The sequence below is a fragment of the Pseudolysobacter antarcticus genome (assembly GCF_004168365.1).
GTDB lineage: Bacteria > Pseudomonadota > Gammaproteobacteria > Xanthomonadales > Rhodanobacteraceae > Pseudolysobacter > Pseudolysobacter antarcticus.
Window position 1 is genome coordinate 2,933,069 of record NZ_CP035704.1, and the last position, 20,058, is coordinate 2,953,126.

General features: G+C 59.6%; 17 protein-coding genes. 13 read left to right on the forward strand and 4 right to left on the reverse strand.

Going from position 1 to position 20,058, the window contains the following annotated elements; translation table 11 throughout:
* Positions 1–97: 97 nt before the first annotated feature.
* The 3 genes from ELE36_RS12535 to ELE36_RS12545 form a co-directional block, all read right to left on the reverse strand.
* Positions 98–1,504, reverse strand: coding sequence for a glycoside hydrolase (locus ELE36_RS12535; protein WP_129833798.1), 1,407 nt, complete (start codon positions 1,502–1,504; stop codon positions 98–100).
* 122 nt (positions 1,505–1,626) lie between these two features.
* Positions 1,627–2,424 carry a LytR/AlgR family response regulator transcription factor gene (locus ELE36_RS12540; RefSeq protein ID WP_129833800.1) on the reverse strand — a complete coding sequence of 266 codons (798 nt, stop codon included), beginning with the start codon at positions 2,422–2,424 and terminating at the stop codon, positions 1,627–1,629.
* A 1-nt stretch (position 2,425) separates the two neighbouring features.
* Positions 2,426–3,481 carry a sensor histidine kinase gene (locus tag ELE36_RS12545; protein ID WP_165371590.1) on the reverse strand — a complete coding sequence of 352 codons (1,056 nt, stop codon included), beginning with the start codon at positions 3,479–3,481 and terminating at the stop codon, positions 2,426–2,428.
* A 209-nt stretch (positions 3,482–3,690) separates the two neighbouring features.
* Here ELE36_RS12545 and ELE36_RS12550 point away from each other — a divergent pair, with 209 nt between their 5' ends.
* The 11 genes from ELE36_RS12550 (at position 3,691) to ELE36_RS12600 (ending at position 17,366) form a co-directional block, all read left to right on the forward strand.
* A complete protein-coding gene (locus tag ELE36_RS12550) occupies positions 3,691–4,227 on the forward strand; it encodes a 3-hydroxyanthranilate 3,4-dioxygenase (protein WP_129833804.1) in 537 nt (178 codons plus the stop codon).
* An 85-nt stretch (positions 4,228–4,312) separates the two neighbouring features.
* Positions 4,313–4,876, forward strand: coding sequence for a hypothetical protein (locus tag ELE36_RS12555; RefSeq protein ID WP_129833806.1), 564 nt, complete (start codon positions 4,313–4,315; stop codon positions 4,874–4,876).
* A gap of 52 nt (positions 4,877–4,928) precedes the next feature.
* A complete protein-coding gene (locus ELE36_RS12560) occupies positions 4,929–7,130 on the forward strand; it encodes an FUSC family protein (RefSeq protein WP_165371591.1) in 2,202 nt (733 codons plus the stop codon).
* Positions 7,131–7,139: 9 nt separating this feature from the next.
* On the forward strand, positions 7,140–8,159 hold the full coding sequence (locus tag ELE36_RS12565) for an amidohydrolase family protein (protein ID WP_129833810.1): 1,020 nt from the start codon (positions 7,140–7,142) through the stop codon (positions 8,157–8,159).
* 23 nt (positions 8,160–8,182) lie between these two features.
* A complete protein-coding gene (locus ELE36_RS12570; protein ID WP_129833812.1) occupies positions 8,183–8,701 on the forward strand; it encodes a hypothetical protein in 519 nt (172 codons plus the stop codon).
* The gene (gene kynU / locus ELE36_RS12575) at positions 8,698–9,978 is read left to right on the forward strand and encodes a kynureninase (RefSeq protein WP_129833814.1); all 1,281 of its coding nucleotides are present in this window, start codon (positions 8,698–8,700) and stop codon (positions 9,976–9,978) included. Before ELE36_RS12570 ends, kynU begins: the two co-directional genes overlap by 4 nt.
* A 22-nt stretch (positions 9,979–10,000) precedes the next feature.
* Positions 10,001–11,410: an FAD-dependent oxidoreductase gene (locus tag ELE36_RS12580; protein ID WP_129833816.1), complete on the forward strand. Its 1,410-nt coding sequence runs from the start codon at positions 10,001–10,003 to the stop codon at positions 11,408–11,410.
* Positions 11,411–11,809: 399 nt separating this feature from the next.
* On the forward strand, positions 11,810–12,085 hold the full coding sequence (locus ELE36_RS12585) for a hypothetical protein (RefSeq protein WP_129833818.1): 276 nt from the start codon (positions 11,810–11,812) through the stop codon (positions 12,083–12,085).
* Positions 12,082–13,656 carry a collagen-like domain-containing protein gene (locus ELE36_RS21010; protein WP_207215771.1) on the forward strand — a complete coding sequence of 525 codons (1,575 nt, stop codon included), beginning with the start codon at positions 12,082–12,084 and terminating at the stop codon, positions 13,654–13,656. The genes ELE36_RS12585 and ELE36_RS21010 overlap by 4 nt, the downstream gene beginning before the upstream one ends.
* A 241-nt stretch (positions 13,657–13,897) precedes the next feature.
* The gene (locus ELE36_RS12595; protein ID WP_165371592.1) at positions 13,898–14,473 is read left to right on the forward strand and encodes an ECF-type sigma factor; all 576 of its coding nucleotides are present in this window, start codon (positions 13,898–13,900) and stop codon (positions 14,471–14,473) included.
* A complete protein-coding gene (locus ELE36_RS12600; RefSeq protein ID WP_129833822.1) occupies positions 14,457–17,366 on the forward strand; it encodes a serine/threonine-protein kinase in 2,910 nt (969 codons plus the stop codon). Before ELE36_RS12595 ends, ELE36_RS12600 begins: the two co-directional genes overlap by 17 nt.
* Before the next feature lie 37 nt (positions 17,367–17,403).
* On the opposite strand, the gene ELE36_RS12605 is transcribed toward ELE36_RS12600, so the two are convergent.
* Positions 17,404–18,450, reverse strand: a complete 1,047-nt coding sequence (locus ELE36_RS12605) for an NAD(P)-dependent alcohol dehydrogenase (RefSeq protein ID WP_129833824.1) — start codon at positions 18,448–18,450, stop codon at positions 17,404–17,406.
* Positions 18,451–18,697: 247 nt separating this feature from the next.
* Between ELE36_RS12605 and ELE36_RS12610 the strand changes: the two genes are divergently transcribed.
* On the forward strand, positions 18,698–19,507 hold the full coding sequence (locus ELE36_RS12610) for an NYN domain-containing protein (RefSeq protein WP_129833826.1): 810 nt from the start codon (positions 18,698–18,700) through the stop codon (positions 19,505–19,507).
* Between the two features lie 70 nt (positions 19,508–19,577).
* Positions 19,578–19,949, forward strand: coding sequence for a cupin domain-containing protein (locus ELE36_RS12615; RefSeq protein WP_129833828.1), 372 nt, complete (start codon positions 19,578–19,580; stop codon positions 19,947–19,949).
* The last annotated feature ends 109 nt before the right edge of the window (positions 19,950–20,058 follow it).

The window sequence follows — 20,058 nt, forward strand, 5'->3', positions numbered from 1 at the left end:
CATGGTTTGCGGCGAGAGGCCCGAACGAATCGGGCAATTCAGTGTGCCGCGATTTTTTGTTTATCTTCGAGCCAAACCAAAACACATGTGACGAAACTTACTGCATGCCGCTCGCGAAAATCAGATCGTTGGTGCCGACAAAGGTGGTAACGCCGTTCGGAAGGATCGCACTGAACTGATTGGCGCTGACCGCGATCGATGCCTGCGCCGCAAGATCGAGCGCGGCTGATGTAGCCCACGGCACGAGCGAGCTCACGCGCGCATCGGCGATGTTTGCGACGAAGCTCTGGTTGCTGGCCGAATCGTTGATCACGACGATCGCGAATTTTCCGAGCGGGCCTTGGTACGCACTGACAAAGAGGTTGGGATTCGATTGTCCGCTGACCTCAATGCGCACCCAGCCGGGCCTGACGAATTTTGAAAAATTGCCGAGCGTATAAAAACGCTTGGTGCTGGCGTTGCGATTTTCCGGATAGCCGATCAAGCCTTCGTTGGTCTCGTTGTATGGGTTGTACAACCACCAGTAATGCCAGACGCTGACGTTGCCATCGACGATCGCGGCATGGATCCACTTGGCGACGGTCACGCCGTTGGCGATGCTTGGATCGAACGCCTCGAAGCTCGACATTTCGCTCTGCCACAAAGGCCGCGGATGGCTGCCCTGATACGTCGATGTGCGCGCGTATTGATGCGTCGCATATATGCCGGTGTAGGCCAGCGCGTTCGGATTCGCCTCGATCGCGGCGGTCATGCCCCACAGGTTGGCCCAGTCGGCATATTCACCGGCAATCAGCACGGGTTTCGGATTCAGAGCAGCGAGTTTCGGCCCGAGCGCGTTGATGAAATTCACGAACTCGTTATTGCTTACGAGCATCGAAACATAGGTCGCGACATAGTCCGGCTCGTTCTGGATCGAGATTCCGTACAGCGGCACACCAGCGTTCTGCTGCAGCAATCCGGCGAACGCAGCGAGACGGATCGCCCAGTCGTCATAATGGCTCGCGCCACAGGTGTGCCCTTGGCCGTCGGTCTGGCCAGCGGCGGCACACAGATGGCCGCCGGCGAGCTCGCTGTTGTTGTCTTTCCAAGCGGCGGGTGCGCTCCACGGCGCGGCCCAGATTTGTGCGCCACGCGCTGCTGCCTTGGTCGCGTCCGACCACGCGCCACCGTTCAAACCGCCGTTCGAGGCAATGCCCAAACGCAGCCAGCTCAGGCCGATGCCGCTGGTAGTGGTGAAATACAGATCGGCCTGCGCATCAGTCAGCGGCTGATCGAGAAACGCATCGGATGCGCCAAATCCCTGCATCGTCTGATGCGTGATCGAAAAATCGATGATCGGAATCGCCGTGACGACGGCAGGATCGGTTACGGAATTATCATGGCTGGATGCGCCCGCAATTCCAGCGAGCAGCAATAGCAAACTCGCGAGGACAGTCCACGCAGGCTTGCGCAAAAAGCGAACCCAGGCTGCCAGTTTTCCATCGAGATTATTTCCGCTGCGCATGGCCGCTTTCCAATTGTTCACCGAATGTGGTGGCTTGCTGGAGAAAGCGTAAAACAGTGTTGGCAAGTCTCATCATGCCGCAAGCATATTTTCGGTTGCGACTTCAGCTCCGCAACATCACGTCAGATCAGCAGCTGCACCTTGTCCTTGTAGCTGCGCGAGAGTTTGAGTTCGTGGCCGGAATCGAGCCTGAGAAAATACTCGCCGTTCAGATGCGGGCGCAGTTCCTTGACGCGAGCCAGATTGACGATGGTCGAGCGATGAATGCGCTGGAATACACGTGCATCCAGACGTTGCTCAAGCTCGCGCATGGTGCCGCGCAGGATATGCGTATCGTCGTTGGCGTGTATGCACATGTAGTCGCCGGCGGCATCGATCCACTGTATTGCCGCGAGGTCGACACGCACGATGCGTTGGCCATCCTTGATCGCGAGTTTGCCGCTCGGTGCCGGCGTTATCTCCTCGTCCAGCGCTTCGGCCAGGCTCAGTTCGCTATTGCCGGAAAGCCGGCTCAGGGTCGCGAGCAGACGTTCGCAGTGGCGGCTCGAATCGCGCGCACTGAGCGCGGTGCGCGCGCGTTCGAGCGCCTGATCGAGACGCGTGTCTTCGACCGGTTTGAGCAGATAGTCGATCGCATTCGCGGCAAACGCATCGATCGCATAATGGTTATACGCGGTGACGAAAATCGTCAGCGGCAACTGCGTCAGCGGCACCGCGCGCAACAACGCAAAACCGTCCACACCGGGCATCTGTACATCGAGCAACATCAGGTCCGGCTTGAGCACGGAGATCAGCCCGAACGCTTCGCGGCCGTTGCCCGCCTGACCGACGATGTCGATATCGGCATGTCGCGCGAGACGCAATTCCAGGCCGCGGCGCGCCAGCGGTTCGTCATCAACAATCAGCGTGCGGATCGTCATCTCAGTTGCCTGCTGGCGCCGCTTCGAACGGCAACCGCAAATGCACTTCGACACCGTGCGGCTGGCGATTGGCGATGCTGAAACTCTGCCGTTCGCCGTACAACACCCGCAAACGCTCACGCGTATTCGCCAGACCCACGCCACGACACGGCAACTGTTTGTCCGGAAAATCGTCGCTGCCCGGACCATCGTCGCGCAGACGCAAATCGAGGTCGTCGCCGTCGCGTCGCGCCAGCAATTCGACCGAGCCGCCCTGTTCGCGTTTGGCGATCGCATACTTCACTGCGTTCTCGATCAGCGGCTGCAGGATCAGGCTCGGCACCAGTGCGTTGCGCGCCTCGGGGGCGATGTCCATGATGACCTGCAGACGTTCGCCGAAGCGCAATTGTTCGATGCCGAGATATAGATTTAATGCCTCGATTTCCTGAGCGAGACTCACGCGCTGCACCGGATCGGAATCCAGCGAATAACGCAGGAAAGCGCTGAGGCTGCTGACCATGCGATTGGCCGTATCCTGTTTGGCATCGAGGATCAAGGTCGAAATCGCATTCAGCGTATTGAACAAAAAATGTGGGTTGAGCTGATAACGCAGCATCTTCAATTGCGCCTCGTGCGCCATCGCCAACGCCTGCAGCGCAGCCAGTTTCTGCTGCTGCAGTTGTCGGTTGAACTTGATGCCGAAATACAGCCCGCTCCACGACAACAACACATACAACATCGACCCGAAATAACCGATGTAACCAAGCACACTATCGGGCCGGCAATCATCGCAATAGCGGAACGTGATCGTGGCATAACATGTGGCGAAAACGATCGCGGCAACGACCAGCATGCACGCCGCGCGCCAGCTCATGCGCCGCATCGGCAAATGCCACAACGCACGGTAGCCGAGGCGCAGAACGCACGTGATCAGGAAACCGATACTCGCGCACGCGAGCGACACGAACACATAGTCCCACGATTTGCCGTAACCGATCGCGCTGAGAAAATTCAACGTGAAATATCCCACCCAGCCACATACCTGCAACGGCCAGAAAGTGATGCGCGAACTTGCCAAGACGGATTTCAGTCGGAACATTTTTTGCGGCGGCGATTGGATTGCCCGCTATGCTAGATCGTTTCGCAGCCGATCGCATTCGCTTCGGCGCGAATCAGTAACGCTTGGTCGTATTGCCGCGGTTGAACGCAATACAGCCATCTGAGCGCACACTTTGCAAAGCACCACGCCGGCCATTATTGTGAGCCGACTTTTTCCGGATCGATCCCATGCGCCTGTCACCGCCCATCAATCTGCAACACTGGATCACTGAGAACCGCCACCTGCTTAAACCGCCGGTCGGCAACAAGCTGATCTGGCAGGATCAGGATTTTTTCTGCATGGCGGTCGGCGGTCCGAACCAGCGCACCGATTATCACTGGGACGAAGGCCCGGAATTTTTTCACCAGCTCGAAGGCGAGATGGTGCTCAAGGTGATGGAAGACGGCAAACCACGCGATATTCCGATTCGCGCTGGCGAAATTTTCCTGCTGCCACCGCGCGTGCCGCACTCGCCGCAGCGCATGCCGGATTCGGTCGGACTGGTGATCGAGCGCAAACGCCTCGCGCAGGAAAAAGATGGCCTGATGTGGTTTTGCGAAAATTGTCACCACAAGTTGTATGAAGAATTTTTCGCGTTGACCAATATCGAGACGCAGTTCCAAGCGGTGTTCGAGCGTTTTTATCGCTCGATCGAGGATCGTACCTGCAGCGAGTGCGGACAGGTGCATCCAGTGCCGGAAAAATACCTCGCGCCACAAATATAAAAAGCCCGCTGCGTACCATTCACGGCGCGGAGCGGTTAGACTTGTGCGCATGTTTTTTCGTACACCCCGCTTGAGTGGAATCGCCTTGCGCAGCCGTGACGCGCCGGCCCGTTCGTGGCTAGTCGTTTTGCTCGCGCTGATCTGCGTATTGCCCGCTTATGCCGCGGAGTTGCGCAATTTTCGCCCGCGCGGCACGAGCCTCGATATCACGGTGCCGGTGGAGTGGATTCCGGTCGATGCCGGCACCGATCCGGACCGCATCCAGCTCGCGTTTCAAGTACGCAATCCGGCCAGCGCCGACAACGCACAAGCGGCCAATGTCGGCGTGGTGATCTTTGTTGGCGCGGCGATGGCCACGTTCCGCAAAACGCGCGGCGAGGCGACCCTCGACAACACGCATTTTCCAGGTTACGTCGAACTCGAACATAGCGCCAACGACAGCGAAGAAGCGATCCGCTATCAGATTCGCAAGGGCGATCAGACCACCGTGATTCGCGAAAACTTCCTGTGGAACGCCGACACCGGCATCGTTATCGTAGCGAGTGCGCCCGATCTCGATGCGGCGAGTGCCGAATGGAAACAGGAATACGCGCGTGGCATCGATATCCTGCTCGGCTCGTTGCGCCGTAGCATCGCACCGAAACCATGAGTGTGATGCAGCGAATGATGCGACTTTATCGCGCACGGAATTGCTGAACTCCGTGTCGACTCCCGCGCCGCGTTTCCACTCGTATCTGCTGCAGGAAATGTTGCGGCTGAAGCCGCGCGAGGTGCCGTACAGCGTGGCACTGCGCAACACCTTCGGATTTCTCTTGCCGCTGGTGGTGGGCGCGCTGAGTGGCCACATCGAGGCCGGCGCGGGTGTTGCCGCCGGCACCTTGAACGTGATGTTTTCGGATCGTCCCGGGCCGTATCGCCTGCGCCTGCAACGCATGTTGTCGGCGGCGTTGATGGCGGGCTTGTCGGCCTTTGTCGGATTTTCACTCGGCGGCCACGACATCCTGATTGTGATCGCGACCGCATTGTGCGGATTCGGCGGGGCGATGCTTGTGGCGCTCGGGCCGGAAGCCGCGCGCGTCGGCTTGACCAGCATGATCCTGCTGATCGTGTGCGGCGCCGAGGCGCGCGCGCCGGAGCCTGCGTTGGTCGCCTCCGCGCTGATTTTTACTGGCGGTTTGCTGCAGACCCTGCTCGCGATCGCGGCGTGGCCACTGCAACGTTATCGGCCCGAGCGTTATGCGCTGGCGGCGGTGTATGCGGAGCTCGCGACCAATACGCGCCAGCGCCACGAAAGCCATCAGGCGCCACCACTCACCGAAGCGATCAATAATCTGCAGGTGCTGCTGCACGGCGCGCATCGCGCTCGTGGTCTCGCGATGGATGCGTTTCGCGTGCTCGCCGGCGTGGCCGAACGCCTGCGCATTGAGCTGCTCGCGCTGGCCGATCTGCGCGAACAATTCACGGTCGCGGCGAACCAGCATCGCCTCGGGCAGCTGCTCGCGCGCAGTGGCGACGTGCTGGACGCAATCGCCGATGCGTTGCGCAATGGCGCGGCACCGCTGCATGCGGAAAACCTGATCGCGAGTTACGAAATCGTGCTCGCGGAAATGATCGCTGCGCGTGACAGTGGTCGCGATGTGCGCAACGCCCCACTCACGCATATCGCCTGCGCGCGTGCGGTCGGCCTCGGCGGTCAATTGCGCGCCGCGGTGCGCAATGCCAGTCACGCCGGTAGTCGTGGCGAACTGCAAGCGCAGGAAATCGAACTGCGCTTGCCGCAGGCATTGCGCCCGGGCAATCCGCTCGCTACCTTGCGCGCCAATCTTTCGTTGTCTTCGATCGCATGCCGACATGCGATTCGCTGCGCCGTTTGTCTGGCCCTCGCGGTGACCGTCGAACGCTTGTCCGGCCTCGCACATGGCTACTGGATTCCGATGACATTGGCGATCGTGCTGAAGCCGGATTTCGGCGGCACATTCACGTTCGCGTTGTTGCGCGTGATCGGCACGCTGGTTGGATTGGTGTTGGCGACAGCGATCGTGCACTTCGCGCTCGGCGGCATCTGGGAGCGCATCATCCTGCTCGGTCTTTTGTGCTTTGCGTTTCGCGAACTTGCAGCGATGCACTACGGCATTGCGATCGCGATGCTGACCGGCCTGATCGTGGTTTTGTTGTCATTACTCGGGGAAGCGGCTGGCGACACGATGCTCGCGCGCGGTGTCGGCACGATCGGCGGCAGCACACTCGCACTGCTCGCGTATGCATTGTGGCCGACGTGGGAACGTTCGCGCGTGCGACCGGCACTCGCCACGCTGGTTGAGGCGTATCGCAATTATTTTTCGACCTTGTTCGATGCCGACGAGCGCGCGCGAACCGATGCCCGCAGCGCCGCACGCGCGGCGCGCACCAACGTGCAGGCATCTTTGGAACGGCTGCGCGCCGAGCCGCGGGCCGATGTCGAACTGAGCCGTCTCGCCGAAGGCATCGTCGCCAATACCAATCGATTTGCGCGCGCCGCGATGAGCCTCGAAGCCGAGCTGCAATCCACCAGCATTCTACCGCAGCGCGAAAGTACACTCGCATTTTCCGCGCGCATCGGCGCCACGCTAGGCGACGTGGCGACTGCGCTGCGCTCGCAGCAGCCGATCGCCGTGACCGCCGAGCTGCGCGCGCATCAGCAGGCCTTTGCGCAAGCGCTGGAACCCGCGCTCGATCTACCCGAGCAACGCGATCTCGCCTTGGCGCTGATCCACACCAGCGACCGCATCACCGACAGCGTCGACACACTCGCGCATCTGCTCGAAACGAATAATCCCGCCGAGGCCGCGGATCTTCCCGCCGCGCTCGATACGAATTCCAGGAATGCGAAACTCGACGCTGCCAAGCGCACGCGCAACGGGTAAACTTGGCGCATGCTGAAAATCGATACCCACGCCCATATCCTGCCGCGCGACTGGCCGAATCTCGCCGAGAAATACGCCGATCCGCGTTTCCCGGTGATCCACCATACCGACGACGGCAGCCATCGCATCTACAAGGACGGCCATTTCTTCCGCGAGATCTGGCCGAACACCTGGGATGCGCAATTGCGCATCGACGAATACGCGCAACATGGCGTGCAGACGCAGGTGATATCGACCGTGCCGGTGATGTTTTCGTACTGGGCCAAACCGAGTCAGGCGCTGGAGTTGCACCAGCATCTGAACGATCACATGGCCGGACTGTGTCGCGCTTATCCGCAGCATTACGCCGGTATCGCGACCGTACCGCTGCAGTCGCCGACGCTGGCTATACAGGAGCTCGAACGCAGTATCGAGCAGCTCGGGCTGCAAGGCGTGCAGATCGGTTCGCATATCAACGACTGGAATCTCGACGCCGAAGAATTGTTCCCGTTTTTTGAAGCTGCCGCCGATCTCGGCGCGGCGATCCTCGTGCATCCGTGGGACATGATGGGCCGCGAGTCGATGCCGAAATACTGGCTGCCGTGGCTGGTCGGCATGCCAGCCGAACAATCGCGTGCGGCGTGTTGCCTGATCTTTGGCGGTGTGCTCGAACGGTTGCCTAATTTGCGCGTATGCCTGGCGCATGGTGGGGGTTCATTTCCTTACACGATCGGGCGCATCGAGCACGGTTTTCGCATGCGTCCGGATCTGGTCGCGACCGACAACGCACGCAATCCGCGCGAATATTTCGAGCGGCTTTTTTTCGACTCGTGTGTGCACGATGAACAAGCGTTGCGTTATCTGATCGAGGTCGCCGGTGCCGAACACGTGATGCTTGGCACCGACTATCCGTTCCCGCTCGGTGAACAGAAACCCGGCAGCGGCATCGCCAAACTCGATCTGCCGCTGCCACAACAAGCGCAGCTTTATCATGCCAGCGCGCTGCAATGGCTCGGTCTGCCCACCAGCCGTTTTCAACGCGCCGAATAATTTCTATCGACTTGGAGACTTCGATGAATTTTCTCTCCCGTTTTGCCCTGTTGTTTTGTCTGGTCGGCGCGGCACATGCGCAGACCGCCACCGATTATTCGCTGAACGATGGCGCGATCCGTTTCAAGGTGCCCTCGGACTGGTCGATGATCCTGCAAAAAACCGAAGGTAGCCCGCAGGCGATCGCGTTTCAGGTCAAGGATCCGGCTGATCAGGGCACCGATACTGCGACGCGCGTGACCGTCGATACGCGGCATTTTGCCGATGCCAATGAATTCTCAAGTTTCGTCGCTTCCGGCATGGCCAAGGCCAAGCAGATCAACTCCTACACTGAAGAAGTCGGTAGCAACGATGCCACCCACCTGCGCTACACCGGCATGGATGCGGGCAAGCGCTACCAGTATCGCGACATGTATCTGTTCCGCGAAAGCCTGGGTATCCACGTGCGTTGTGTGCGTCCGTTATTGCCGGCAACTACCACCGCATGGACCAAGGCGTACGAGCAAGGTTGTGATTTACTGATGAGCAGCGTGCAGCAGTGAGTTCATCTTTCGAGGCAAGCTCCAGTTGGGCGCAAGCGCAGGATGCGGCCGATCCGCTGCGTATATTCCGCGATGAATTCCTGATTCCAAATCACAACGATGGCGAGCAGATTTATCTGTGCGGCAATTCGCTCGGCCTGCAACCGCGCGGTGTGCGCGATGCGGTCAATGCGGAAATGGATTATTGGGGCAGCCTTGCTGTCGAAGGCCATTTCCGCGGGCGTTTGCCGTGGATGGATTACCACGAATTCGTGCGTGATCATCTCGCCGAAGTGGTCGGCGCACTGCCGTCCGAAGTCGTGACGATGAACACGCTGAGCGTGAATCTGCACTTGATGATGGTGAGTTTTTATCGCCCAACAACAGAGCGTCCAGCCATCCTGATCGAGAAGCGCGCGTTTCCTTCCGATCGTTATGCGGTCGAATCGCAGGTGCGTTTTCATGGCTTCGATCCGGCCACGGATCTCATCGAAATCGAAGCCGATGCAGCGGATGGCACGTTGTCAATCGATGCGATCCAACGAGTGCTCGACGAGCATGGCGCGCGCATCGCATTGGTGCTGTTGCCCGGCGTGCAATATCTGACCGGCCAGGTTTTTGATCTGCGTGCGATCACCGAGATCGCGCATCGCAAGGGTTGTGTCGTGGGCTTCGACCTCGCCCATGCGGTCGGCAATATTCCACTGCAGCTGCACGATACGCACTGCGATTTTGCAGTCTGGTGCAGCTACAAATATCTCAACAGCGGCCCGGGTGCAGTCGGTGGTTGTTTTGTGCACGAGCGTCACGCGCAAACACCCCGCCCTCGTTTCGCCGGCTGGTGGGGCCACGAAAAATCGACGCGTTTCCAGATGGGTTCGGAGTTCGTACCGACCGTTGGCGCCGATGGCTGGCAGTTATCGAATCCGCCGATTCTCTCGCTCGCACCGTTGCGCGTATCGTTGGAAATTTTCCACCGTGCCGGCATGCAGAACCTGCGCGCAAAATCGCAGCACTTGACCGCATACCTGATCTGGTTGATCGAGCGCGAACTCGATGGCGTATTGAGCGTGGTCACACCGACCGCGCCCGACCAGCGCGGCGCACAACTCAGCCTGCGCGTGCATGGTCCGCGCGATAGCGGCCGTGCATTGTTCGACCACCTCGGCACGCAACACATCATCGGTGACTGGCGCGAACCGGACGTGATCCGCATCGCGCCCACGCCGCTGTATAACCGTTACGCCGACTGCCGCTATTTTGTCGATGCCGCAAAACAATGGGCGGCAACTCGTTGATGCCATCTTGAACACGAATACGATGTCCTCTCGCGCCCCCATTACCATCATCGGCGCCGGTCTGGTCGGCGCGCTACTCGGCACCTTGCTGGCGCAGCGCGGGTTTGCCGTCGAGTTGTTCGAGCGTCGCGCCGATCCGCGGAAAATCGGTTATCTCGGTGGCCGCTCGATCAATCTCGCGCTGGCCGAACGCGGCATGCACGGCTTGCGTCTGGCCGGGCTCACTGCATCGGTAATGGACAAGGCCGTGATGATGCGCGGGCGCATGGTGCATGCGCTCGATGGTCACAGCGAGCTGCTGCGCTATGGGCGCGACGATAGCGAAGTAATCTGGTCGATCAATCGTGGTCAGCTCAATACACTGCTGATCGAAGCAGCCGAAGCTGCGGGTGCAAAAATCCATTTCGGGCAACGGCTCGAGTCGGTGGATTTCGACAGATCAACTCTGCGCATGTTCGATGAAACCAGCGCAGAAATTCGCGAGCACGAGGCCGTCGTCATGCTCGGCACCGATGGCGCGGGTTCGGCCCTGCGCGCCGCGATCAATGCAGTCACGCCGCTGGGCGAGCGTTTCGAGCCGCTGGGTCATGGTTACAAGGAACTCGAAATTCCGGCGCTCGGCGATTTTCCACCGAGCGCACTTTCGCCGGAGCTCACAGACAAACGCGACGCGGGCGAACGTTTTGCGATCGAACGCAACGCGTTGCACATCTGGCCGCGCGGGCATTACATGTGCATCGCGTTACCGAATGCCGAAGGCAGTTTCACCGTGACCTTGTTTCTGCCGAACAGCGGCGATCCGAGTTTCGCGACGATCGTCAGCCCGGCACAGGTCGCCGATTTTTTTGCGCGCGATTTCGCCGATGCAGTGCCGCTGATGCCGAGCTTGATCGAAGACTTCACCCAGAACCCGGTCGGTGTACTCGGCACCTTGCATCTGGATCGCTGGCATCTGGACGGTCGCGCATTGCTGCTCGGCGATGCGGCGCATGCGATCGTGCCGTTCCACGGCCAAGGCATGAATTGCGGTTTCGAGGATGCGGTAGAGCTTGCCGACCTGCTCGAAACCGGCAGCCACGATATGGCCGGTGTATTCGCCGAATTCGAAAGCCGTCGCCGACCCAACGCCGAGGCGATCGCGGCGATGGCGCTGGAAAACTATATCGAGATGCGCGACTCGGTCGCCGCGCCCGATTTCCTGTTGCGGCGTTCGCTGGAACGCATTCTCGCCGAGCGCCATTCGGGCCTTTTTGTGCCACGTTACGCGATGGTCACGTTTACTCGCCTGCCCTACGCCACGGCATTCGCGCGTGGCAAAATCCAGAGTAACTTGCTGGCCGAGTTGTGCGCCGGAAAAACCAAACTGGATCAGATCGATCTGCAGCTCGCTGATACTCGCGTGCAGCAGGTGCTGAGCGATATCCCCGCGTAAGTCGCAGCATTGTGCGGCAAATCTGTCCTGCATCCATCCCACACAAACTTGCGTAATCGAGTTGATTCCTGACAGGCGCGCTAGCGACCTGACAGCAGCGTTAGCATATTTCCTCGTGTAAATATCGTTCTATTTCGCATAAATGCGTGATAGGGTTCACAAAATCATAAATAAAACTGTAAATGCTGCGGATTAGTTTCGCGGCACAGATGAATTTATGAGTTTTTTGGCGTACGCAACAGTGCTGCGCTGGACTACTAGCTAGACGGTTTTTTGTATTCAGCTACAGGGGCTTTCATGCGAAAAAAACCAGGTTGGATGCGTTCGAGCATCCGTTCATCATTACGGTTACGCGCAGCGCTTTTGCTCACGGCGGCATTGTTCGCTGCGAGTAGCAGCGTGATCGCGCAATCAACGCAGCAGACAGCGACGTCCGTCGGCACTGCTGCACCGCAGGTCGATCCGACCTTCAGCATCGATTGGCACGTGATCACGGGCGTCGGTCAATTACACGCGCACAACAGCTGCTTTGACCTGTCGGGCACGATCGGGCAACCGGTGCCGGGCTATTCCAGCGGCGGTACGTATTCGGTTATTTCCGGGTTCTGGACGGTGGCTGCGATCAGCGGACGCGACGAAATATTCTTTAACGGATTCGAGGTGTGTGGATCATGAAACGCAATCAACTTTGCATGTACGTTGCCAGCGCGCTGATGTCGATGGGCGCCTTTGATGTGGTGCAGGCCGCACAAACGCAGACCACGGCGTTTACCTATCAAGGCCAGCTCAGCGCAGGTGGCTCATTGCCTGCTTCGGCGAGCTACACTTTCACCTTCAAGTTGTATGACGCTGCTACTGGCGGCAGTCAGGTTGGCTTGGCTATACCGCCGCAGAACATCACCGTGGTCAACGGCCTGTTCACCACCGATCTAGATTTCGGCCAAGTGTTCAACACACAACAATACTGGCTCGAAATTGCCGTCAACGGCCAGATCCTGTCGGCACGTCAACCGGTGGGTACGGTTCCCGTTGCGCAATACGCATTGAATTCTCCCGCTGGCGTTGCTGGCCCGACCGGCGTTAGCGGCCCCACAGGCGCTGCTGGCCCGACCGGTATTACCGGCGCAACCGGATTTGGTGCGACCGGCGCCACCGGCACGGCAGGTGCAACGGGCGCTACCGGACTCACCGGCAGCAATGGCCTGGCAGGCGCAACTGGTGCAACGGGCAGCGGAGCTAATGGCGCAACTGGCGCCACCGGCTCGGCCGGTGCTACCGGCACGACCGGCGTGCAAGGATCAACCGGTAATACCGGCGCTACAGGAGCCAGCGTCACAGGCGCTGCCGGACAGACTGGTTCGCAAGGTGTCACTGGCCCAACGGGTGCCACCGGCGCGGGCGTGGCCGGCGCAACCGGAATGACCGGAACAGCTGGGGCAAAAGGTGCGACCGGCACGACTGGTGCGTCTGGAGCTACTGGCGTAACAGGTGCTGGTGTAACAGGCGCTACGGGTATCCAGGGCGCAACTGGAAGTGCGGGCGCCACAGGCTCGGTAGGTAATACCGGAGCTACCGGAGCCGGTGTCACTGGCGCTGCCGGACAAACTGGTTCACAAGGCGTTACTGGTAGTACCGGAGCTACCGGAGCAGGCGTCACTGGCGCTGCCGGTCAGACTGGTTCGCAAGGCATTACTGGCCCGACAGGTGCAACCGGCGCAGGCGTGGCCGGCGCAACCGGAATGACCGGTACGGCTGGGGTCAAGGGTGCAACTGGCGCAACCGGTGTAACAGGTGCTACGGGAGCAGGTGTCACCGGTGCGACTGGCGTAGCGGGTGCGACAGGTGCACAGGGTCAGACCGGTGTCACCGGTGCGGTCGGCGCCACAGGTGCCGGTGCAACAGGCGTACAGGGGCCGCAAGGCGTGACGGGTACGACCGGGCCAGCAGGATCAACCGGCTCTACCGGTGCAACGCCGATGCTCAGCCAGACTTTAACCACGGTGACGCCGACCACGACCACAGACTGCGCATCCGGGACCACCTGTACCATCACTGTGCTTTGTCCGGGTACACAACGCGTGGTCAGCGGCGGCATGTCGATCGTCGCGGGTACGAAGTATTTTACGGTCCTCAACGAAAGCTTCCCGAACGCCACCAATAACGGGTGGACCGTCACCGGCTCAAACTTCGGTAGCGGCGGTGGTGGCCCAATAACTTTCAAGGCATTCGCGATCTGTACACCATAGGTGCAAAACGCAGTGGACGCTTAGCGCATCGGTAATTGTCGCGCATCAGCACCGCTTGAAACATCGATCCCCCGACGTGCAAACGCCGGGGGATTTTTTTCGCTAACGCGCAAGTCGAATGGATGCATAGCTTGCAAATAACGCCACGCATACATGCCAGCTCCGTACAATGCACGTTTGAGTAATGCTGAGTGCAAATGACTCCGAACCTTGCAATGTTTGTGCTATTTCCGGAGCTCGCATGAATGACAGTGTGACCGAACTGCTGGCCGCGGCCGATCGCGGCGACGATCTGGCACGCGATCAGTTATACGACGTACTCTACGAAGAGCTGCGCCGTTGCGCGCATCGGCAGTTGCGTCGCGGTTACAACGAAACCCTTTCGACCACCGCACTAGTCAACGAAACCTTTATCAAGCTCGCGGCTCCGCAAGCCTTGCCGCCGGGCAGTCGCATGCATTTCATGGCATTGGCGGCGCGCGCGATGCGTCAGGTACTAGTCGATCACGCGCGGCGTAATCAGGCCGACAAACGCGGCGGCGGCGCGCTGCATGTGACGCTTGATGAAGCACTGCCCGATGCTGCCGACGATGCGTTTGCGGTGCTCGCACTGGATCAGGCATTGACCACGCTGGAGCAGATCGATGAGCGTGCGGCACGTGTTGTGCAATTGCATTTTTTCGGTGGCATGGCGTTTTCGGCGATTGCCGAAATCGAAGGACTGACCCTGCGCACGGTGATGCGCGACTGGCAGGCGGCACGCGCGCTTTTGTCCAGCGAGATGAGCAGTCAGGGCGCACATGAATCTCGACCTTAAACGCCGCGCATTTGTTGTGCTGCGCGAGATACTCGATCAGCCACTCGAATCACAAACCGAGTGGCTTGAGCAACGTTGTGGCTACGAGCCGGAACTGCATGCGGAAGTGCTGAAGTTGCTCGCAACCCAACATGGCGCGCCAATACTCGATCGGCCAGCCCTCGCGCTTGCTGCGACGCTAACGCCATCCGATGACGATAGCCTCGACGAGCTGCCGGTCGATACCGCAATCGGTGCGTGGCGCGTGCAACGCACGCTCGGACGCGGCGGCATGGGCGCGGTGTTTCTGGTCGAACGCAGCGGCACAGATTTCGTCCAACACGGCGCACTGAAACTGATTCGACGCGGCATGGACAGCAGCGACATCCTGCAGCGTTTTCGCCGCGAGCGACAGATCCTCGCGCGTCTGCAGCATGCGAATATCGCGCGCCTGCTCGATGGCGGCCTGAGCGCCAACGGTCAGCCGTATCTGGTGATGGAATATGTCGAGGGCCAGCCACTGATGGCGTGGGCCGAGCAGACGCAGGCCGATCTCACGCAACGTCTGGATCTGCTGCGCAAGCTGTGTGATGCGATCGCGTACGCGCATCGCCAGCTGATCGTGCATCGCGATATCAAACCCGGCAACGTGCTGGTCGATGCGAGTGGTGAACCGAAGCTGCTCGACTTCGGCGTGGCCAAGGTGCTCGAAGACACCGAGCAGGATGAACAGACCACCGCAGCCTCGCGTTTTCTCACGCGCGCTTATGCCGCGCCGGAGCAGATTCGCGGCGAGGCAATAAGTACCGCGACCGATATCCATGCCCTCGGCGTGCTGTTGTTCGAGTTGCTCAGCGGCGCGCGTTTCCACGGCAATACGCACGCGACTGCCGGCCGACCGGTATTGCGATTGATGCAGGCGCGTTTGCAGGTCGGTGCGAACGGCCCGGAAAGCATTACGCCGAAATCCTTGCGTGGCGATCTTGGCATCATCGTGGCGCGTGCGTGCGATGACGAACCTGCGCGCCGCTACGCCACGGTCGAGGCATTTGCCGACGATATCCGGCGCTGGCAAGGCAATCATCCGATCGAAGCGCGCGCAGATAGCAGCAGCTATCGACTCAGCCGTTTTGTGCGACGTCATGCGATCGCCAGTTTTGCTGGTGTGCTGGCGTTGAGCGCGATCATTGCCGGCGGCAGCATCGCGCTGTGGCAAGCGCATCGTGCCGAAAGCGAAGCCGCGCTAGCGTTGGCATCGCAGCGATTCCTGACCAGCGTGTTCGATGCGTCGGCGCCGGATCGCGCTGCTGGTGCGCGTATCACCGCGCGTGATTTGCTCGATCAAGGCGCCGCGCGCGCGCAAACCGAACTCGCCGATCAACCACGGCTGCAAGCCAGCATGTTGCAGACGCTCGGAATTCTTTATCGGCAACTCGGACAGTTCGAGCATGCCGCCACGCTGTTGACGCAAGCGCGCGCACTGGCGGCAAGTTCGGGGCAAAGCGATGCGGCGGAACGCGCGCGTGGTGCGCTCGAACTCGCGATCGTGCAACGCGAAACTGGCAAGTACGACGAAGCTCAAACCCTGCTCGACGAATCGCAAAAACTCAGCCGCGACGATGCGCAAAAAAGTGCCGTGTATGCCGAACGAGCATTGCTGGACGAAAAACAGGGCAAGCTCAAGCAAGCGCTCGAAGATACCCGCATCGCCGCTACACTGGATGCGGCGCGCGGTGCCCAAGGCGCAGCCGACAGCGCGCGCGATCAGCACCTGCAGGCTTTGATGCTGAGCCGCCTCGGTGATTATAACGGCGCCAGCGCGGCGTTCATCGACGCGATCGCGCGCGCCACCGCCGCACTTGGCCCCGAGCACAGTTCGGTGGCGCAGATGCACAACGATTACGCCACACAACTGATGACACAAATGCGCAGCAAGGAGGCCGAAGTCGAAGTGCGTCTGGCGCTCGACGCGCGACAAAAACGTCTCGGCGAAAATCATCCGGCGATCGCCGAAACGCTGCAATTGCTCGGCGGCACCTTGCGGCAGCAAGGGCGGCTCGACGAAGCCGAAACGGCGCTGAATCACGCCCTGGAAATTCAGCGCCAGGCGCTTGGTGCGCAACATCCCGATACCGCAAATACGCTCAATTCGCTGGGCTTGCTGGCGATGTCGCAACAACATTTTGTGATCGCCGAAGCACGGCTCGGCGAGTCGTTCGCGATCTTCCGTACCAACCACCTTGAAACCACGCCGCCGGCCATCACGATCAGCAATAATTGGGGGGTGGTGCTGATGCGACTCGGCCGCTACGATCAAGCCGAACCGTTGATGCGCAATGCACTCGACAAACACCGCGCCCAAGTCGGCGACGAGCATCCACTGGTGATGAGCGATCTGAACGCGTTGAGTCAGCTCGCGCGCCGGCGCGGCAATACGCTTGAAGCGGTGGAACATGCGCGCAAGGCGATGGCGATTGCCGAGGCCAAACTCGGCAAAAGTCGCGACGTTGAATCGATCCGCAATACGCTGGCCAGCGCGCTGCTCGCGAACGGCCAAACGCAGGCCGCGCAAGAAACTTACCAGCAGGCGCTCGATGCATTGCATGCGCTGAATGCGGATAACGATCCACGTTATGCGCAAGCCTTGTTCGGTCTGGCGAAGACCAATCTCGCACTCGGCAAAACTGATCAAGCGCAACTGCTCGCGCAACAGGTTTTACAACTGCGCTGTGAGCATTTCGCCAGCGACAACGGCGGACTCGCGGCAACACAAGCGCTGCTCGCACGCATCGCTTATGCACAAGGCAATCGTATCGACGCGCAAGCTGCACATAGCGAGGCGCAAGTCTTGCTCGCGGCATGGCAGGAACCCGACCCGGAAGTCGCGCAAGAAATCAAAGCCGCGCTGCGTTAGTTCTATCCAAGCGCGTGCGATCTGCGGCGTCAGCAGCTCACTTACCGAGACTGGCGCAATCGATCACGAAGCGATAACGCACGTCGCCCTTGATCATGCGTTCGTACGCCTCGTTGATCTGGTCGATCGCGATGACTTCGACATCCGATGCGACACCGTGCTCGGCGCAGAAATCCAGCATCTCCTGCGTTTCACGAATGCCGCCAATCAACGAACCGGCGATGCGGCGACGACGCATGATCAGCGAACCCGCCGCGAGCGGAATCGGATCGGGCATGCCGACCAGCACCATCGTGCCGTCGAGCTTGAGCAAACCCAGATAGGCGTTGTAGTCATGCTGCGCGGAAATGGTGTTGAGGATGAAATCGAAACTGCCCGCGAATTTCTTGAAATTGCTCTTGTCGTGGGTCGCGGCGAATGCATCCGCGCCAAGCCGCAGCGCATCGTCATGCTTGCTATCGGAATGACTCAGTACCGTGACATGCGCGCCCATCGCCTTCGCCAGTTTCACCGCCATGTGACCGAGACCGCCGAGGCCGACTACGGCCACCTTGTCGCCTGCCTTGACGCCGAAATGCCGCAGCGGCGAATAGGTGGTGATGCCCGCGCACAACAGTGGCGCGGCGCGTTCCAGCGGAATACTTTCGGGCACGCGCAACACGTATTTTTCATCCACCGTGATACGCGTCGAATAACCGCCGTAAGTGGGCTGTTTGCTATCGCGCTCGACACTGTTGTAAGTGCCGGTCATGCCCTTGTCGCAGTATTGTTCTTCGCCGGCCTTGCACGGCGCGCACTCGCGGCAGGAATCGACAAAACAACCGACGCCAACGGTATCGCCAACCTTCCACTTTTTGACCGCGCTGCCTACTTTGGCAACTTTGCCGACGATCTCGTGACCCGGCACCATCGGGAAAATTCCCTTGCCCCATTCCTCGCGCGCTTGGTGCACATCCGAATGGCACACGCCGCAAAACAGAATATCGATCAGCACCTCGTGCGCGGCAGGTTCGCGGCGTTCGATGGAATGCGGCGTCAGCGGCGCCTTGGCGGTGATAGCGGCGTACGCGGGGGTTTTGTACATGCGATTCTCCAAGCGTGATTGAAAATATGACGAGGCATTGTCGATGCGCCATTGTAAACGGCAAAATGTGGCGGGCATGTATTGAGCAACTTGCAACGCGGCGCTGCCAGCCAGCAGCGATATGTATGCGCGCCACTTCGTGCGTGACTTGCTTGAAACCACGATGCAAAATCGGTACTGAAAATGCACTGTGCGATCCGCCGCATCAACCGCGCGCCCGTTCACGAATCGAGGTCACTGAAGTAACATGACGACTCCGCGATCCACAACAAAAAACGACACCGAAGAATCAGGCTTGAAGCTGGCTGTGCTGATCGATGCCGACAACGCCCAAGCGGCGGTGATCGAAGGTCTGCTGGCCGAAATCGCGCGTTTTGGTGAAGCCACGGTCAAGCGCATTTACGGCGATTTCACCGCACCGACCAGCGCCTCGTGGAAAAAAGTATTGCAGCGTTATGCGATCAAACCGGTGCAGCAGTTTGCGTATTCGACCGGCAAGAATGCGACCGACAGCACGCTGATTATCGACGCGATGGATTTACTCTACACGCGAAAATTCGATGGCTTCTGCCTGGTTACGAGCGACAGCGATTTCACCGGCCTGGCGATGCGCGTGCGCGAGGAAGGTCTGACCGTGCTGGGCTTCGGCGAACAGAAAACGCCCGCGGCGTTTCGCAATGCGTGTCACAAGTTCATCTTCACCGAAGTGTTGCGGCCTACGCCGCGCGATGAGGTGGAAACGCCGGTGGAAAAACCCGCACGCGCACGCAAGATCAGCAACACCACGCCATCACCGCAACCGGCGAAACTGGCAACGCCAAGTTTCCCGAAAAAATTCGTGCTGGCCGCGCTGGAACAATCCCATGACGACGCGGGCTGGGCGAACATCGCGATGTTCGGCAGTTATCTGACCAAGCTGCAGCCGGATTTCGATTCACGCCTGTACGGTTTCAAGAAACTCTCCGATCTGGTCAAGGCCAAGACCGATCTTTTTGTCACCGAAGAACGTCCGATGGCTGGCTCGAATCAAAAGGTGCTGTATCTGCGTGCCCGATAAATTCGCCTGCGCACACTGATAGTACAACGCACTTTCTTGTCCGCTGACTGTTCACCTGCAGGAACCCTCCATGCCGCTCGTCACCTCGCCAAAAAACATCGCTGCCGCGCTAACCGAATTTTGGTCGCCGCGGGTCGTCGCCGAGCTCGACGACAACTACGTCAAGGTTGCCAAGTTACACGGCATTTTCGGCTGGCATGCACATGCCGACGAAGACGAACTATTTATGGTGTTGCAAGGTCATTTGCGCATCGAAATGGAAGCCGAGTCGGTCGAACTCGATATCGGCGAAATCTTCGTCGTACCGAAAGGTGTGCGCCATAATCCGATCGCGAACGATGAATGTCTAGTGATGCTGATCGAGCGAAAATCGACCTTGCACTCCGGCGACAGCGTGACCGAAAAAACCCGCTCGCTCGATGAGCAACTTCGTCCGGTGTGAGTTTCGTTGCGGTTACGACCGCAAATGAAAACATCTGCAAACCCGAAGGCATTTCGGCGATTTCACATACGTTAACGTTAGTGTTCTTTACGTTTGTGAAGTAGCATCA

What these genes read in the sequence shown, in the direction of transcription:
- ELE36_RS12565 (WP_129833810.1), top strand. Translation starts at nt 7,140, where the DNA reads ATGCTGAAAATCGATACCCACGCCCATATCCTGCCGCGCGACTGGCCG.
- ELE36_RS12580 (WP_129833816.1), top strand. Translation starts at nt 10,001, where the DNA reads ATGTCCTCTCGCGCCCCCATTACCATCATCGGCGCCGGTCTGGTCGGC.
- ELE36_RS12615 (WP_129833828.1), top strand. Translation starts at nt 19,578, where the DNA reads ATGCCGCTCGTCACCTCGCCAAAAAACATCGCTGCCGCGCTAACCGAA.
- ELE36_RS12595 (WP_165371592.1), top strand. Translation starts at nt 13,898, where the DNA reads ATGAATGACAGTGTGACCGAACTGCTGGCCGCGGCCGATCGCGGCGAC.
- ELE36_RS21010 (WP_207215771.1), top strand. Translation starts at nt 12,082, where the DNA reads ATGAAACGCAATCAACTTTGCATGTACGTTGCCAGCGCGCTGATGTCG.
- ELE36_RS12535 (WP_129833798.1), bottom strand. Translation starts at nt 1,504, where the DNA reads ATGCGCAGCGGAAATAATCTCGATGGAAAACTGGCAGCCTGGGTTCGC.
- ELE36_RS12605 (WP_129833824.1), bottom strand. Translation starts at nt 18,450, where the DNA reads ATGTACAAAACCCCCGCGTACGCCGCTATCACCGCCAAGGCGCCGCTG.
- ELE36_RS12570 (WP_129833812.1), top strand. Translation starts at nt 8,183, where the DNA reads ATGAATTTTCTCTCCCGTTTTGCCCTGTTGTTTTGTCTGGTCGGCGCG.
- ELE36_RS12540 (WP_129833800.1), bottom strand. Translation starts at nt 2,424, where the DNA reads ATGACGATCCGCACGCTGATTGTTGATGACGAACCGCTGGCGCGCCGC.
- ELE36_RS12550 (WP_129833804.1), top strand. Translation starts at nt 3,691, where the DNA reads ATGCGCCTGTCACCGCCCATCAATCTGCAACACTGGATCACTGAGAAC.
- ELE36_RS12600 (WP_129833822.1), top strand. Translation starts at nt 14,457, where the DNA reads ATGAATCTCGACCTTAAACGCCGCGCATTTGTTGTGCTGCGCGAGATA.
- ELE36_RS12610 (WP_129833826.1), top strand. Translation starts at nt 18,698, where the DNA reads ATGACGACTCCGCGATCCACAACAAAAAACGACACCGAAGAATCAGGC.